The organism is Cryobacterium sp. Hz7 (genome assembly GCF_004402815.1).
GTDB lineage: Bacteria > Actinomycetota > Actinomycetes > Actinomycetales > Microbacteriaceae > Cryobacterium > Cryobacterium sandaracinum.
Genome location: NZ_SOFB01000035.1, coordinates 47,205 through 61,869, shown reverse-complemented (window position 1 = coordinate 61,869; position 14,665 = coordinate 47,205). Strand labels below are relative to the sequence as shown.

14 protein-coding genes are annotated in these 14,665 nt (G+C 68.4%); 9 read left to right on the top strand and 5 right to left on the bottom strand.

Features of this window, described 5'->3' with window-relative positions:
* Positions 1–262 precede the first annotated feature (262 nt).
* The 3 genes from E3N86_RS07795 (at position 263) to E3N86_RS07785 (ending at position 3,548) form a co-directional block, all read left to right on the top strand.
* Positions 263–1,336 (top strand): aldo/keto reductase, encoded by a 1,074-nt coding sequence (locus tag E3N86_RS07795; protein WP_134511702.1) that lies wholly within the window; start codon positions 263–265, stop codon positions 1,334–1,336.
* Between the two features lie 110 nt (positions 1,337–1,446).
* Positions 1,447–2,802: a pitrilysin family protein gene (locus E3N86_RS07790; RefSeq protein WP_104101147.1), complete on the top strand. Its 1,356-nt coding sequence runs from the start codon at positions 1,447–1,449 to the stop codon at positions 2,800–2,802.
* A 143-nt stretch (positions 2,803–2,945) separates the two neighbouring features.
* Positions 2,946–3,548: a histidine phosphatase family protein gene (locus tag E3N86_RS07785; RefSeq protein ID WP_104101149.1), complete on the top strand. Its 603-nt coding sequence runs from the start codon at positions 2,946–2,948 to the stop codon at positions 3,546–3,548.
* On the opposite strand, the gene E3N86_RS07780 is transcribed toward E3N86_RS07785, so the two are convergent.
* Complete coding sequence (locus tag E3N86_RS07780; protein WP_134511701.1) at positions 3,545–4,111, bottom strand: GNAT family N-acetyltransferase; 567 nt, start codon at positions 4,109–4,111, stop codon at positions 3,545–3,547. The two genes, E3N86_RS07785 and E3N86_RS07780, sit on opposite strands and share 4 nt — an antisense overlap.
* Before the next feature lie 44 nt (positions 4,112–4,155).
* Between E3N86_RS07780 and dapB the strand changes: the two genes are divergently transcribed.
* Together dapB and E3N86_RS07770 are read left to right on the top strand one after the other, a co-directional pair.
* The gene (dapB, locus tag E3N86_RS07775) at positions 4,156–4,938 is read left to right on the top strand and encodes a 4-hydroxy-tetrahydrodipicolinate reductase (RefSeq protein WP_134511700.1); all 783 of its coding nucleotides are present in this window, start codon (positions 4,156–4,158) and stop codon (positions 4,936–4,938) included.
* A complete protein-coding gene (locus E3N86_RS07770; RefSeq protein ID WP_134511699.1) occupies positions 4,935–5,372 on the top strand; it encodes a tetratricopeptide repeat protein in 438 nt (145 codons plus the stop codon). Before dapB ends, E3N86_RS07770 begins: the two co-directional genes overlap by 4 nt.
* Before the next feature lie 262 nt (positions 5,373–5,634).
* Here E3N86_RS07770 and E3N86_RS07765 read toward each other — a convergent pair whose 3' ends face one another.
* From E3N86_RS07765 to E3N86_RS07750, 4 genes are all read right to left on the bottom strand, one after another.
* Positions 5,635–6,525, bottom strand: coding sequence for a TIGR01777 family oxidoreductase (locus E3N86_RS07765; RefSeq protein WP_134511698.1), 891 nt, complete (start codon positions 6,523–6,525; stop codon positions 5,635–5,637).
* A 16-nt stretch (positions 6,526–6,541) separates the two neighbouring features.
* Positions 6,542–6,967, bottom strand: a complete 426-nt coding sequence (locus E3N86_RS07760; protein ID WP_104101161.1) for an OsmC family peroxiredoxin — start codon at positions 6,965–6,967, stop codon at positions 6,542–6,544.
* A 98-nt stretch (positions 6,968–7,065) separates the two neighbouring features.
* Positions 7,066–7,590 carry a DUF4395 domain-containing protein gene (locus E3N86_RS07755; RefSeq protein WP_134375122.1) on the bottom strand — a complete coding sequence of 175 codons (525 nt, stop codon included), beginning with the start codon at positions 7,588–7,590 and terminating at the stop codon, positions 7,066–7,068.
* Positions 7,571–8,044: a thioredoxin family protein gene (locus tag E3N86_RS07750; protein WP_134511697.1), complete on the bottom strand. Its 474-nt coding sequence runs from the start codon at positions 8,042–8,044 to the stop codon at positions 7,571–7,573. Before E3N86_RS07750 ends, E3N86_RS07755 begins: the two co-directional genes overlap by 20 nt.
* 78 nt (positions 8,045–8,122) lie before the next feature.
* Between E3N86_RS07750 and thyX the strand changes: the two genes are divergently transcribed.
* The 4 genes from thyX (at position 8,123) to E3N86_RS07730 (ending at position 14,664) form a co-directional block, all read left to right on the top strand.
* Positions 8,123–8,860, top strand: coding sequence for an FAD-dependent thymidylate synthase (thyX, locus tag E3N86_RS07745; protein ID WP_104101167.1), 738 nt, complete (start codon positions 8,123–8,125; stop codon positions 8,858–8,860).
* A 51-nt stretch (positions 8,861–8,911) separates the two neighbouring features.
* Positions 8,912–9,889 carry a 4-hydroxy-tetrahydrodipicolinate synthase gene (gene dapA / locus E3N86_RS07740; RefSeq protein ID WP_104101302.1) on the top strand — a complete coding sequence of 326 codons (978 nt, stop codon included), beginning with the start codon at positions 8,912–8,914 and terminating at the stop codon, positions 9,887–9,889.
* A 28-nt stretch (positions 9,890–9,917) separates the two neighbouring features.
* A complete protein-coding gene (locus tag E3N86_RS07735) occupies positions 9,918–11,594 on the top strand; it encodes a ribonuclease J (protein ID WP_194087816.1) in 1,677 nt (558 codons plus the stop codon).
* Between the two features lie 124 nt (positions 11,595–11,718).
* Positions 11,719–14,664 (top strand): DNA translocase FtsK, encoded by a 2,946-nt coding sequence (locus E3N86_RS07730; protein ID WP_134511696.1) that lies wholly within the window; start codon positions 11,719–11,721, stop codon positions 14,662–14,664.
* Position 14,665: the final 1 nt, after the last annotated feature.

Genomic DNA, 14,665 nt, shown 5'->3' with positions numbered 1-14,665 from the left:
TTCGCGGATGATTCGGGCAGGCGGGGGGCGTTGCCTGGGCGGCCGCTACTCAGGAATCGGTTCCCCCAATTCTAACTTCACACTCTGGGAACTGGTTCTCCGCTTCCGGCGGCGTGGTTCAGGCCCAATGCGCGCACGGTTTGGTAACGGTCCAGGCGTGTCCTTCGCAACGTTCGGCCCCGGGGATAACCTCGGCTCAACCGAAGGGAGACGACGGATGCCGCGTCCGGGCATGCATGGTTCCCGCCGTACGACCACCAGCATGCCCGCTCATCCGACCGGACAGGGCCCGGCTCCGATCTCGACGTCCATCCCGACCGCCCCGCAGGCGGTTTTTCTGCCCCCGCCCCCGCCCCCGCTCGCGATCCCGGATCTGTACGTCCCGCAGGCCGCCCCCGCGACCGGGGCGTCCCCCCTGGCGCTCCGCCGCACGATTGCCGACACCGACCTCACCGTGCACCCGCTGGCACTCGGCACGAGCGTGTTCGGGTGGACGGCAGACGGCGCCACGAGCCACCGCATCCTCGACCGCCACCGCGACCTGGCCGGCAACTTCCTCGACACGGCCGACAGCTACACCTCCGGCCGCAGCGAGGTGATCATCGGGTCCTGGCTGCGCTCGCGCCGAACGCGCGACAGCACCGTCATCGCCACCAAGATCGGCAAGAACCTCGACAACCCCGGGCTCTCCTCCCGCAGCATCATCGGCGCCGTGCACGCCTCCCTCGACCGGCTGGGGACGGATTACATCGACCTGCTGCACTTCCACTTCGACGACCCGACCGTGCCGCTGGAAGAGAGCCTCGGCGCCGTCGATGTGCTCATGCGCCGCGGCCAGGTGCGCTACCTCGCCGCCTCCAACTTCTCCGCCGAACGCCTGATGGAGGCCCGGGTTCTCGCGGCGAATGGCCTGCCCCGCTTCGTTGCCCTGCAAACGCAGTACAGCCTCCTGCACCGCACCGCATTCGAATCCTCTCTCGCCCTCGTCACCCGCGCCCAGGGAATGGCGGTGCTCCCCTATTTCGCGCTCGCCCACGGATTTCTGGCCGGCCGGTACCGGTCGAAGACCGATCTGGAGAAGACCACTCGCAGCTCCCGCGGCGCCCGATACCGCAACCGCAGCGGATTCCGCGTGCTCGCGGTGCTGGACCGCATCGCCGAGGAGCACGAGGCGCCGCCGGCGGCGATCGCGATCGCGTGGCTGCTCGCACGGGGGCCGGTCGTGGCGCCGGTGGCCAGTGCCAGCCAGCCCGAACAGGTCGACGCCCTCGTGACGGCGGCCGGCATCCGTCTGACCCGCAGCGACATGGTGGACCTCGACCGGATCTCGGCCTGACGCACCGGTGCCGGCCGAACACCGGATCTCGGCCTGACGCACCGGTGCCGGCCGAACACCGGTGCCGCCACCCGGGCCGCGTCGGCGCCGTGACGTAAGGTGGACTAGTCATGAACGGTGCCGTCGAATTCTCTCTGGATCTGCCCGAACTCTCGTTCCGCGCGGCAGGTGATTCCCTGGTGCGCCGCAGCGTGCTGCCGAGCGGTGTGCGCATCGTGTCGGAACACGTTCCCGGCAGCCGCAGCCTGACAATCGGCTACTGGGTCGCGGTCGGCTCCCGCGACGAGGAGCCCGGCCACTTCGGGTCCACCCACTTTCTGGAACACCTTCTGTTCAAGGGCACCGCCAAGCGCACCGCCCTCGACATCGCGATCGCCTTCGACTCGGTCGGCGGTGAGCACAACGCGATGACGGCCAAGGAATACACCTGCTACTACGCCAAGGTGCAAGACCAAGACCTGCCGATGGCGGTCGAGGTGCTCACCGACATGCTCACGTCGTCGCTGCTCGACCCGGTTGAGTTTGAGAACGAGCGGGGCGTCATCCTCGAAGAGCTGGCCATGGCCGATGACGACCCGGCCGACGTCGCCAATGAGCGCTTTTTCGAGGCGGTCATGGGAGATCACGCGCTCGGGCGCCCGATCGGCGGCAGTCCCGACACGATCCGTGCGGCCACCCATGCCGCCGTTCTAGAGCACTACCGGGCGAACTACCGCCCACAAGACTTGGTCGTCACCGTGGCCGGCGCGGTCGACCACGACGTGCTGGTCGCAGCAGTCACCCGGTCCCTCGCCCTCGCCGGCTGGGACCTCAGTGTTTTCGCGCCCCCGGTCGGCCGCCGGTCCGGAGCCCCCGCCGCCCTCAGTCAGGGTGATCCGGTCACCATCGTGCGCCGCCCGCTCGAACAGGCGAACATCCTTATGGGCTTCCCCGGCCTCCTGGCCACCGACGAGCGGCGCGTCACCATGAGCGTGCTCACCTCGATCTTCGGCGGGGGCATGTCCTCGCGCCTGTTCCAGGAGATCCGCGAGAAGCGCGGTCTGGCCTACTCGGTCTACTCCTTCGCGCCCGGCTACTCGGATGCGGGACTGTTCGGCATGTACGCGGGCTGCACCCCGGCGAAGTCCGGCCAGGTGGCCGAGCTGATGCTGGGCGAGCTGCACCGACTCGCCGACAACGGCGTCACGGCCGACGAGATGAAGCGGGCCGCGGGTCAGTTGTCCGGCGCATCCGCTCTCGCCCTTGAAGACTCCGATACCCGGATGTCCCGGCTGGGCCGCGCCGAAATCACCCTCGGCGAGTTCATCGACCTCGACGAGGCCCTCCGCCGGCTCGCGCGCGTCACGGCCGACGACGTTCAGAACCTCGCCGCCGAACTGGCCGCCGGCTCGCTCTCCATCTCCGCGGTCGGCGCGCTCGACGACGACGTCTTCGCCGCGATCCTGCCGACCTTTGTGCCCTCCTGAGCAGAACTGTCGAGCCCAGAAACTCGGTACCCAAAAACTCGGAGCCCAAAAACTCAGTGCCCAGATACTGAATGCCCAGAACCACCGAGACCCAAAGCCGGGGCCACACGCTGATGTGCGGCTCCTGACTGAGAGAGATCCCCTTGCACCATTACATTTACCTCGTTCGTCACGGTGAACAGCAGGATGCCGAGCACGGCATGCCCGACGGGCCTCTGTCCGCGCGCGGCACCCGGCAGGCTCAGCTGATCGCCGAGCGTCTCGGCGGCGTGCCGTTCACGGACGCCTGGCACTCCCCGCTGCAGCGCGCCGCCGACACGGCGAAAATCATCGCGCAGCGACTGCCGGCCCTGACCTCGGTGCCCAGCCCGCTGCTCTTCGACTGCATCCCCTCCGGCAGGGCGCCGGAGACGCCGTCGGCCTATGCGCCGTTCTTCGGTAGGGTCACTGAGGCCGACATCGAGGCCGGCAGCGCGCAGATGGGCGACGCCGTGGCCGAGTTCCTCCAGCCGCGCCGCGGCGAACGCCACGACCTGCTGATCACCCACAACTTCGTCATCGCTTGGTTCGTGCGGGAGGTACTGGGCGCCCCGGACTGGCGGTGGATCAGCATCAACCAGGCGAACTGCGGCCTCACCGTGCTGCACCAAAAACCGGGCCGGCCCTGGACGCTGCTGACCCACAACGACACCGGGCACCTCCCCGTGGAGCTGCGCACCGGTCTGCCGGACCCGCTCCTGTTCTAGGTGGATAGGCGGGTTCCGGGCGGCCGTCTCTCGGCTGGCCCGGCTCCGTCCGTCTTCCGGGTGAGGCTCTTGCGATACCAGGTCGTGGCATTCGGGTTGTCGTTATACGGCGCGCAGGACTCGTAGCCCGACCGCGCGTAGAGTGCTCCGGCCGCGGTCAGGCTCGCGTTGGTGTCGAGCACGACGTCGTCGGCGCCGAACTTCCGGGCGCGTCGTTCGAGCTCGGTCAGCAGCGACTGCCCCCATCCGCGCCCGCGCACCTGCGGCTGCAGCCAGAGATGCTTGATCTCGAACCGCACATTTCCGGTCGGGGAGTCCTCGAGACGACGGATGCCGCCACACCCCACAAACGCTCGTTCGGCCGGTCCCATTTGCTCGCTGACCAACAGGAACACCCCGGACGGCGGCAGGAACTGGACCGGATCGGGGAACGTGGTGCGGTACCGGCCCTGCGCGGCCGGGAAGCCCGACTCCCGATCGCTGAAGTACTGGGTGAGCAGCACGATGGAGCCGGCATCCGTCACCGACACAGCGGTGAAGGCAAGGGCGGGGGAGTCAGGCATGGCCCAAGGCTAACTCGATGCCCCGCGATTGATAGATTGGACCCATGAAAACACGGGTGGCCATCGTCGGCGTATCGGGAACGATGGGCCGCTTGGTCTCGGGTCTCGTCGAGCAGTCCGAGGAGTACGTCCTCGTCGCCGGCCTGAACTCGAAGAGCGACCTGTCCGAGATGATCGGCGCGGAGATCGTGATCGACCTGACCCTGCCCGGGGTCAGTCAAAGCGTGGTCGACTTCGCGGTGGAGCACGGCCTGCGCGTGCTCGTGGGCACCTCGGGCTGGTCGCAGTACCGCATCGACGCCCTCTCCGCCCGCCTCGCAGGGCAGAATGAGATCGGCGTCGTCATCATCCCCAACTTCTCGATGGCGTCGGTCATCGCGACCGGCCTGTCGGCGCTCGTCGCCCGCTTCTTCGACTCGATCGAGATCGTCGAGGCCCACCGGGCCGGCAAGGTGGACTCTCCGTCGGGCACGGCCGTGCGCACCGCCGAACTGATCGGGCGGGCCAGGGCCGAAATCGGGCCGGTGTCGGCGCCGCACACCGACCAGCGCGCTCGTGGCCAGCAGGTGTCGAGCATTCCCGTGCACAGCCTGCGCCTCGACGGCATGCTCGCCCGCCAGGACGTGTTCTTCGGCGGTGCGGGGGAGACCCTCACGATCAGCCACAACACCCTGTCGGCCGCATCCTACGAACGTGGCATCCTGCTGGCCCTGGCGGCCACCCGCACGGCCGTCGGCGTCACCGTCGGGCTCGACCAGATCATCGATCTCGGACTGGGTGCGCCGACGACGGCCACAACTGCCCACCCGGGTGAGGCCGCCGTATGAAGGGCCGCCTTGCCGTCGGCCTGATGGCCCTGCTGCTGGTCTTCTACCTGGTTCTCGTCGGCTGGCGAGCGGTGTTATTCCTGCAGAGCGGCGAAATCATCGGCATCGTGATCGGGGTGGCGCTTCTCGTGCTCCCGTTGGTCGGAGTCTGGGCGCTGGTCGCCGAACTCCGGTTCGGGCGCAACTCCGAGCGGCTCGTGCGCCGGCTGGAGGCCGAGGGCGGGCTCCCCGTCGAAGAACTGCCGATCCGGCCGAGCGGACGCCCCATGCGGGACGAGGCCGACGCCGAATTCCCGATCTACCGGGCGGCCGTCGATGCCGCCCCCGACGACTGGCGCGCCTGGTTCAGGCTCGGCCTGGCCTACAACTCATCGGGGGACCGCCGTCGCGCCCGCGGCGCCATCCGTACCGCGATCTCCCTCGAGCGCGCCTAGCCGCCACCGGTGCGTGAGCCCGCCGAAATCCGGTGACCCGGCCCTCGAACCAGCTCACCGGCATCCATCACCGCGCGCTAAATGCAAAGTTTTTCGCGACACGCCGCCGGAGCAACCGAAAAATGCGGCGTGTCCCGGTTTTCTCCGAGTTTACGTCGCGACGGATGCCCTCGGCCCGCTGCGACCGCGCCCGCATCCCCGACCGCGCCCGAACCCCGGGCAGGGTGGCGCCTTGGCCGTTCGAGGCCGCGAACCGTCAGAACTACGGGCGGCTGAGCATCCAGGCCACGGCCTCGGCCGCGGTTTTGTGGGTGAAGACGAAACCGTCTGTGTGCAGCCTCTCCGGCACGATCTGCTGGTCGGCGAGCAGCAGTGCGCGAGCGGCATCCTGCAGTACGAGCGTCAGCACGAATTCCGGCACCTTCACCAGGAACGGGCGGTGCAGCCCGGCTGAAACGGCCCGGATGACGTCGTTCGCGGTGGCCGGTGTCGGGCCGACCAGGTTGACCGGACCCGACAGCGTCGAGGTGAGCAGGTGCACGACGGCCGCGGCCTCGTCGTGCAGGCTGATCCACGGCCAGTGCTGGGTGCCGCGGCCGAGCGGGCCGCCCAGGCCAAGCTTGACGATCGGCAGAAGCGGCTTCAGGGCGCCGCCGCGGGCGATGACCAGCCCGGTGCGGAGGGTGACGACACGGGTCGACTCCGGCGCACGTGCGGCCTCGGCCTCCCAGTCTCTGGTGACTTTCGCCAGAAAATCATTGCCGGCCGGGGAGTTCTCGGTGAGCACCTCGCTCGGACGGTCGCCGTAGATGCCCACGGCCGACGCATTGAGCAGCACGGCTGGCGGTGTCGCCTGCCGGCCCATGGCATCCGTCAGCGTGCGTGTGGCCTGCACCCTCGAGTCACGGATCTCCCGGCGATAGGCCTTCGTCCACGGCAGACGGGCGATGGATGCCCCCGACAGGTTGATCACGGCGTCGACGCCGTCGAGGGCGCCCTGGTCCATACTCAGCGCGGCCGGGTCCCAGCGGAATTCATCGGCCCCGCGCGGATCGCGGCGCACCAGGCGGGCCACGGTGTGGCCGGCCGCGCGCAGCTGTGCGCTCAGCTCGGTGCCGATCAGTCCGGACGCGCCGGAGACGAGAACTCGCATTGTGTGCGGGCCGCGCCTACGCCAGCTCGGCTTCGATGGTGATCGGGATGCCCGCGAGCGCCTTCGAAACCGGGCAGTTGGCCTTGGCGTCCTCGGCGTAGACCGCGAACTCCTCTTCGGTCAGGCCGGGGATCTTGGCGCTGACCAGGAGGTGGCTACCCACCACGCCGACGCCGGCTTCGAAGGTCACGGCCGCGGTGGTCTGGATGCTGTCGGGAGTGTGTCCGCCGGCGCTGAGGCCGTTGGCCAGCGCCATCGAGAAGCAGGCCGCGTGGGCGGCTCCGAGAAGCTCTTCCGGGTTGGTGGTGTTCGGGGTGCCGACGGACCGGGCCTGCCAGGTGACCGGGAACTCGGCGGTCTTGGAGGAGTCGAGGGTGACGGTACCGCTGCCGGACTTCAGATCGCCGGTCCAGACAGTTGTTGCTTCGCTGGTGAGTGCCATGATGTTGCCTCCTGAGGTGAAGCTTCAGCCTAACTGTCGCCTCGGCCCACATAGGGTTCACTCTCAGCCAATGATCAGGGATGGAGCTGCGGCGGCCGTCAGCTCCCGGCCAGCGGCGTCGGCCCGCGTCCGAGGATGCCAGCACGCACCAGGAGCAGGTACAGCTGGCAGCCGAGGCAGTAATCGAACACGGCGTTCAGGAACGCCGCGACGAACGCGACGGCGGCAGCGACGCCCACAGCGGGCGTCAGCCCGGCCAGACCGAGCACCACGCCGGTCACGGTGACCAGCAGCCCTACTCCCTGCGCAAACGTCGGCGGGGCCGCTTTCTCCAGTGCGGTGGGCGGGCCGAGCCGCGGCCGCACGACGGTCTTGAACAGCACGCCGTAAGGGTGCCGCCCGGCGCCGGCGAACGCACCCCAGGCAAAGAGGGCCGCCAGGATCGTGAGGAGGACGAAGGCGGCGACGGATGCCCCGGTCAGCGACAGGAACACCACCACCAGGAGCAGAACGGCCGTGATCGCGGCGCCGAAGCGTGGTCCGCGCGGGTCGAGGTCCGGGCGATCCGGGCGGGCCCGGCGCGCGGAGGGCTGCGGCCGGGGCTCAGCGGGCGAACTGGGCATGGCTGCTCCCGGTGAGGTCGTCGAGTTGCCGGAGGACGCCGGCCCGGTTCGGAACGCCGCCGATCCGGGCGCGCACCTGACCGGTTCCGTCGAGGATGAGTGTGGTCGGGGTCTGCAGGATCCCGAACCGGTTCGCGAGGTCGCGGCGGTGGGTCAGGTCGACGTCCAGGTGCGCGACGCCGGGACGGGACCGGGCCAGGCCGGCGAGGAGCACCTGGGTGCCGGGGCAGCGGGCGCAGTGACTGGTGGAGAACTGCACGAGCGTGGCGTTCGCGCCGAACGGAACCCGGCTGCTGACATCCGCCGGCGTGAGCGCGTCCGGTACGCCGAGTGCCTCCGGAGCCGCCGGGGTGACCACGATGGGGCGCCCCTGGCGGGACCGCCAGAAGAGGCCCAGCACGGTGGCGCCCGAGACAAGAACCAGCACGAGAATCAGGGCGGAGGTCGAACTCATGCTGCGACGTTACAAGGATCTCGGGCCGGGCGGGTCCGTGTGACGACAGGTTACGCGTGCAGCAGGTATCGTTTAGCCGTGTCTGAAATTGAGTTCCGCTCCGATGTAACCGTCGAACTGGTGCGCGCAAGCGCCCACGACTCCGATGTGCTGTTCGCCGCACGGGTGTCGACTCAGGGGGAGCAGACCCTGACCAAGGCCCTGCTCGAGGAATCGGACGGCGACGCCCCGAGCACGGGTGACGCCGGGCTGATCAACTACCTCATGCGCGACCGCCACGGCTCGCCGTTCGAGCACAACTCGATGACCTTTTACGTGCAGGCGCCGATCTTCGTATTCCGCGAGTTCATGCGGCACCGCATCGCCTCCTATAACGAGGAATCGGGCCGCTACCGCGAGCTGAACCCGGTCTTCTACGTTCCGGCCCCGACCCGCAACCTCGTGCAGGTCGGCAAGCCCGGCGCCTACGACTTCCTGCCCGGCACGGCCGAGCAGGCCGCGCTGGTCGACCAGCTGACCCGCGAGGCCTCCGCGCACGCCTACGCGTCGTATCAACGGATGCTCGAAGCCGGCGTGGCCCGCGAGGTTGCCCGCATCGTGTTGCCGCTCAACATCTTCTCCTCGATGTACGTGACCATGAACGCCCGGTCGCTGATGAACTTTCTCAGTCTGCGTACCAAGCGCGAGGGAACCCACTTCCCGTCGTTCCCGCAGCGCGAGATCGAGATGTGCGCCGAGAAGATGGAAGACCAGTTCGCGACCTTGATGCCGCTCACCTACGCCGCCTTCAACAAGAACGGTCGCGTCGCCCCGTAACGTGACGCCGCGGCGGTGCGCGGCCGCACACTGACCGGTAGCCTGTCCCTCGTGTCTATGTCTCAGAATCCCTTCGGCCAGGTCCTCGTTGCCCTGGTGACTCCCTTCACCGCCGACGGCGAAGTCGACTGGGCGGGCGTTGCCCAGCACATCGACGACGTCATCAACGCCGGAGCGGACGGCATCGTCGTCACCGGCACCACCGGTGAGACGTCTACCCTCACCGACGCGGAGAAGATTCGCCTGGTCGAGGTCGGCAAGGATATCTCGGGCGGACGCGCGAAGATCATCACCGGCGGCGGGTCCAACGAGACCGCCCACGCCATGCAGCTTGCCAAGCAGAGCGAGAAGGCGGGCGCCGACGGCAACATGATCGTCACCCCGTACTACAACAAGCCCACCCAGGCCGGCGTTCTCACCCACTTCCGCATGATCGCGGATGCCACGGATCTGCCCGTGATCCTCTACGACATCCCCGGACGCACCGGTATCCCGATCGAATACAAGACGATCCTGCGGGCCGCGAAGCACCCGAACATCCTCGCCGTCAAAGACGCCAAGGGTGACCTGGCCCAGGTCAGCCGCGTGCTCAACCAGACCGACCTGATGTACTTCTCCGGCGACGACCCCAACGTTCTGCCGCACCTCTCGATCGGGGCGACCGGCCTGATCGGGGTCACGGCGAACATCGCCGCCACCCCGTATCGCCAGATGGTCGACGCCGTGAATGCGGGCGACCTGAAAGCGGCCACCGCCGCGCATCAGCAGCTCGAACCGCTGGTGCGGGCCTGCATGACGCACGTTCCGGGTACGGTCGCGGTCAAGTACATCCTGCACGGCCTCGGCCGAATCAACAGCCCGCGCGTGCGCCTGCCCCTCGTCGGCCCGGAGGAGTGGGAAGCCGCCCAGATCGAAGACGAAATAGACCTGGTCAAGAACATCCCCGGGGTCAACTTCTCCAACTTCCGCCCGGACCGCAATGCCGCGGCCGGCGGCGCCCTGCCGAAGGTCGCCGGAACGACACGCTAACCGCTCCACCGAACCCCGAGGAGGGCCTGTGCCCATCGATGTGTACGACCCGGCCCCGCTCACAGCGGGAACCCTCCGCATCACGCCGATCGGTGGCCTCGGCGAAATCGGCCGCAACATGACCACGTTCGAGATCGACGGCCAGCTGCTGATCGTCGACTGCGGGGTGCTGTTCCCCGAGGAGCACCAGCCGGGCGTGGACCTGATCCTCCCCGACTTCAGCCCCATCCGGGACCGCCTCGACGACATCCTCGCGGTCGTGCTCACGCACGGCCACGAGGACCACATCGGCGCCGTCCCCTACCTTCTGAAGCTGCGTGCGGACATTCCGCTGATCGGTTCGGGCCTGACCCTCGCCTTTATCGAGGCAAAGCTCAAGGAACACAAGATCACGCCGTACACGCTGCAGGTCAAGGAGGGCCAGACGGAACGGCTCGGCCCGTTCAACCTCGAGTTCGTCGCCGTCAACCATTCCATCCCCGACGCCCTGGCTGTGGCCATCAAGACCGCCGGCGGCACCGTGCTGCACACCGGCGACTTCAAGATGGACCAGCTGCCGCTCGACAACCGCCTCACCGACCTGCGCGAATTCGCGCGCCTCGGCACTGAGGGCGTCGACCTGTTCCTGGTCGATTCCACCAACGCGGATGTCCCGGGCTTCACACCCACGGAACGCTCCATCGGCCCCGTCCTCGACGACGTCATCGCCCGGGCTCCCCGACGGGTGATCGTGGCCAGCTTCTCCAGCCACGTGCACCGGGTGCAGCAGGTGCTCGATGCCGCCCACGCGAACGGTCGCCGCGTCGCGCTCCTGGGCCGCTCGATGGTGCGCAACATGACCATCGCCGCCGACCTCGGCCACCTGCGGGTGCCGGAGGGTGTGCTGGTGGACTTCAGGAAGGTCGGCAACATCCAGGGCGACAAGATCGTCTACATGTCCACGGGCTCGCAGGGGGAGCCGATGGCCGTGCTCAGCCGGATGGTCAACCAGGACCATCAGATCGAAGTCGGCCACGGCGACACCGTCATCCTGGCGTCCAGCCTGATTCCCGGCAACGAGAACGCGGTCTACCGGATCATCGACGGCCTGACCAAGCTGGGCGCCACAGTGGTGCACAAGGGTAATGCGAAGGTGCACGTCTCCGGGCACGCCGCCGCCGGGGAACTGACCTACTGTTACAACATCCTGAAGCCGAAGAATGTGCTGCCCGTGCACGGCGAATACCGGCACCTGGTCGCCAATGCCAAGCTCGCGGTGCAGACCGGCGTGCCGGAGGCGAACGTGCTCCTTGCAGAGGACGGCACGGTCATCGACCTGCGGGACGGTGTGGCCACCAAGGTCGGCCAGCTGGACCTCGGCTACGTCTACGTCGACGGCTCCACCGTCGGCGAGATCACCGAGGCCGACCTCAAGGACCGCCGAACCCTCGCCGAGGAGGGATTCATCTCGATTATCATCGTGGTCGACGCCGCCACCGGCAAGGTGATCGTCGGGCCCGAGATCCACGCGAAGGGCTTCGCCGAAGACGCCTCGGTGTTCGACGCCGTGCGCCCGAAAATCGAGGCGGCCCTGGCGGAAGCCGCCGAGCACGGGGTGCGCGACCCGTTCGCGCTGCAGCAGATCGTGCGCCGCACGGTCGGTCGCTGGGTGAATACCGCCTTCCGTCGCCGCCCGATGATCGTCCCTCTGGTGATCGAGGCCTGATCCCGCCGAGGGCGACGGATGCCGCGCGTCCGCCCAGCCCTGATGTCGCGGTCGCTGATCGCCGCCCGCAGGCGTTTTGGCGTGCCTAAGCCCCAATGTCGGGGGATCGAAGTACCGTGGTTGCATGGCTACGAGCACTAAGTCGAACGGTCGCGCCCGCAGCACGCCTGCGCGCGGCACCCCGGCGCGCAAGCCCGCAGCCCGCACCGCCGCTCAGAAGACGGTCAAGTTCACCGCGGTCGAGGTCAAGCCGAGCCTGTTCGTGCGGTCGTGGATGGCCCTGGCCCACGTGACCGGCGGGGCTGCCCGCGCGCTCGGCCCGGAGAAGCTCTCCAAAGAAGAGCGCCGCGACGGCCTGCCCTTCTTCCTTGTGCTGCTCTCAGTCTCCGGCGCCGTGATCGAGTGGTTCCTGATCAACAACGCGGTCGCCCAGACCCTCGACGCCTGGACCTTCGGCGGACTGTTCGGCCGCGTCGCGTTCGCCCTGCCCGTGATCATGCTGCTCTTCTCCGTCTGGCTGTTCCGCAAACCCAGTTCGGTGCACGACAACGGCCGCATCGGCATCGGACTATCCGTGCTACTCGTTTCGGTGTCGGGTCTCTGCCACATCTTCGGTGGCCAGCCTGCCCCCAGCGACGGCATGGAGACCCTCGCACTGGCCGGCGGTGTCATCGGCTGGATGATCGCTGCCCCCCTGATCTACCTGACCACGGCGATCGGTGCCACCATCGTCGTCATCCTGCTTCTTGCCCTGAGCCTCTTCATCATCACCAAGACCCCGCCCAACCGCATTGGTGAACGCAGCCGGGAGCTCTATGCCTGGCTGTTCGGGGCCCAGCTCCCCGATCCCGAGGAGCGCGCCGCCGCCCGGGAAGCGAAGCATGAGAAGGCCGTTCAGGTCGAACTGGACGGGGTCGACGATGACGACGGAGATGCCGGAGCGCTGCCCTGGTGGCGGCGCAACACGAGCAAGCGCGAGGAGGACCCTGACTTCGGCGGGCCGCTCGGCCCGAACGGCGCCGGTACCCCCGCCGACGATCCGAACGCCGCAGGCCCGCACGGCGCCGACCCGCTGCGCACCCTGCTCGGCGGCGACAAACGAGGCAGCTTCGACACCGCGCTGGAGACGACGCCGACGACCCCCGGTCCCAACCAGGACCATTACGGCACCGAGGTGCTCGAAGACCTGCTCCGAGCCGAAGACGTCCTCAAACGTTTCACGGGCGCGATCGACCTGCCGCAGGGCTCGTCGACCGGGCTCCAGGCCGACGACCAGACGGGCCTGACCGAGGTTCTTCCCGGTTTGACCGGAGCAGGATTCGACGCACTCGACCCGGCCGCGGCCGGTGGGGCCGCCGGTTCCGCCGACACGCCCCTGTCCCTGGTGCCGGCCCCGGTTCCGCCGGCATCAGACCAGCCCGCCGCACCCTACCTGCTGCCCTCGGACACGACCCTCACCAAGGGCCCGCCGGCCAAGGCCCGGTCGGCGGCCAACGACGAGATCGTCAAGTCCATCACCGAGGTGCTCCGCCAGTTCCAGGTCGACGCGAAGGTGACCGGTTTCTCCCGCGGCCCCACCGTCACCCAGTACGAGATCCAGCTCGGCCCCGGAGTCAAGGTGGAGCGCGTCACCGCGCTGAGCAAAAACCTCTCCTACGCCGTCGCCTCAAACGAGGTGCGCATCCTGTCGCCGATCCCGGGCAAGAGCGCGATCGGCATCGAGATCCCCAACACCGACCGCGAAATCGTCACCCTCGGTGACGTGCTCCGCTCCCCGGCGGCCTCGAACAGCACCCACCCGATGACCATCGGCGTCGGGAAAGACGTCGGCGGCGGCTTCGTGCTCGCCAACCTCGCCAAGATGCCTCACCTCCTGGTCGCCGGTTCCACCGGTTCCGGCAAGTCCAGCTTCGTCAACTCCATGATCACGAGCCTGCTCATGCGGGCCAAGCCGAGCGACGTGCGCATGGTGCTGATCGACCCGAAGCGGGTCGAGCTGGCTGCCTACGCGGGGGTTCCACACCTGATCACGCCCATCATCACCAGTCCGAAAAAGGCCGCCGAGGCGCTGCAGTGGGTGGTGAAGGAGATGGACATGCGTTACGACGACCTGGCCAGCTTCGGATTCCGCCACATCGACGACTTCAACAAGGCCGTCGTCAACAACGAGATCGTGCTGCCCGCCGGCAGCCTGCGCAGCCTCAAGCCGTACCCCTACCTCCTGGTCGTCGTCGACGAGCTCGCCGACCTGATGATGGTCGCACCGCGCGACGTCGAAGACTCGATCGTGCGCATCACCCAGCTGGCCCGCGCGTCGGGCATCCATCTCGTGCTCGCCACCCAGCGCCCCAGCGTCGACGTCGTCACGGGCCTGATCAAGGCCAACGTGCCCTCCCGCCTCGCCTTCGCCGTGACCAGCGTCACCGATTCCCGGGTCATCCTCGACCAGCCGGGCGCCGACAAGCTGATCGGGCAGGGCGACGCCCTGTTCCTGCCGATGGGAGCCTCCAAGGCGATCCGCGTGCAGGGGGCCTGGGTGAACGAGGCCGAGATCGAACGCGTCGTCAAGCACGTCACTCTGCAGGCCCGCCCCGACTACCGGCCGGATGTCTCCATGGTCGCCCCCCGCAAAGAAATCGACTCCGACATCGGAGATGACCTCGAGGTGCTCCTCGCAGCGGCGGAACTGGTCGTGTCGACTCAGTTCGGGTCCACGTCGATGCTGCAGCGCAAGCTCCGGGTCGGCTTCGCCAAGGCGGGCCGCCTGATGGACCTGCTCGAGTCCCGCGAAATCGTCGGTCCCTCCGAGGGATCGAAAGCGCGCGACGTGCTCGTCTCCGTGGAGCAGCTGCCCGGCGTGCTGGCCCTGCTGCGCGGCTCCGACGCCGAACACCACGCCGCCACGGCCACCGCTCAGGCCGCCGCAGCTCACCAGTCCGCGGCCCAGCACACGCCCGGCCCGCCCGATCCGCGCTACGCCGACGACCCGGTCGCCAAAATGTCGGAGGGGTACCTTGAAGAAGACGCATCTCCCGATGAAGACGCCTGGCAACTGACCGACAGGGACTGAC

What these genes read in the sequence shown, in the direction of transcription:
- E3N86_RS07770 (WP_134511699.1), top strand. Translation starts at nt 4,935, where the DNA reads ATGAAGGGCCGCCTTGCCGTCGGCCTGATGGCCCTGCTGCTGGTCTTC.
- E3N86_RS07750 (WP_134511697.1), bottom strand. Translation starts at nt 8,044, where the DNA reads ATGAGTTCGACCTCCGCCCTGATTCTCGTGCTGGTTCTTGTCTCGGGC.
- E3N86_RS07790 (WP_104101147.1), top strand. Translation starts at nt 1,447, where the DNA reads ATGAACGGTGCCGTCGAATTCTCTCTGGATCTGCCCGAACTCTCGTTC.
- E3N86_RS07780 (WP_134511701.1), bottom strand. Translation starts at nt 4,111, where the DNA reads ATGCCTGACTCCCCCGCCCTTGCCTTCACCGCTGTGTCGGTGACGGAT.
- E3N86_RS07755 (WP_134375122.1), bottom strand. Translation starts at nt 7,590, where the DNA reads ATGCCCAGTTCGCCCGCTGAGCCCCGGCCGCAGCCCTCCGCGCGCCGG.
- E3N86_RS07730 (WP_134511696.1), top strand. Translation starts at nt 11,719, where the DNA reads ATGGCTACGAGCACTAAGTCGAACGGTCGCGCCCGCAGCACGCCTGCG.
- dapB (WP_134511700.1), top strand. Translation starts at nt 4,156, where the DNA reads ATGAAAACACGGGTGGCCATCGTCGGCGTATCGGGAACGATGGGCCGC.
- E3N86_RS07795 (WP_134511702.1), top strand. Translation starts at nt 263, where the DNA reads ATGCCCGCTCATCCGACCGGACAGGGCCCGGCTCCGATCTCGACGTCC.
- E3N86_RS07765 (WP_134511698.1), bottom strand. Translation starts at nt 6,525, where the DNA reads ATGCGAGTTCTCGTCTCCGGCGCGTCCGGACTGATCGGCACCGAGCTG.
- E3N86_RS07760 (WP_104101161.1), bottom strand. Translation starts at nt 6,967, where the DNA reads ATGGCACTCACCAGCGAAGCAACAACTGTCTGGACCGGCGATCTGAAG.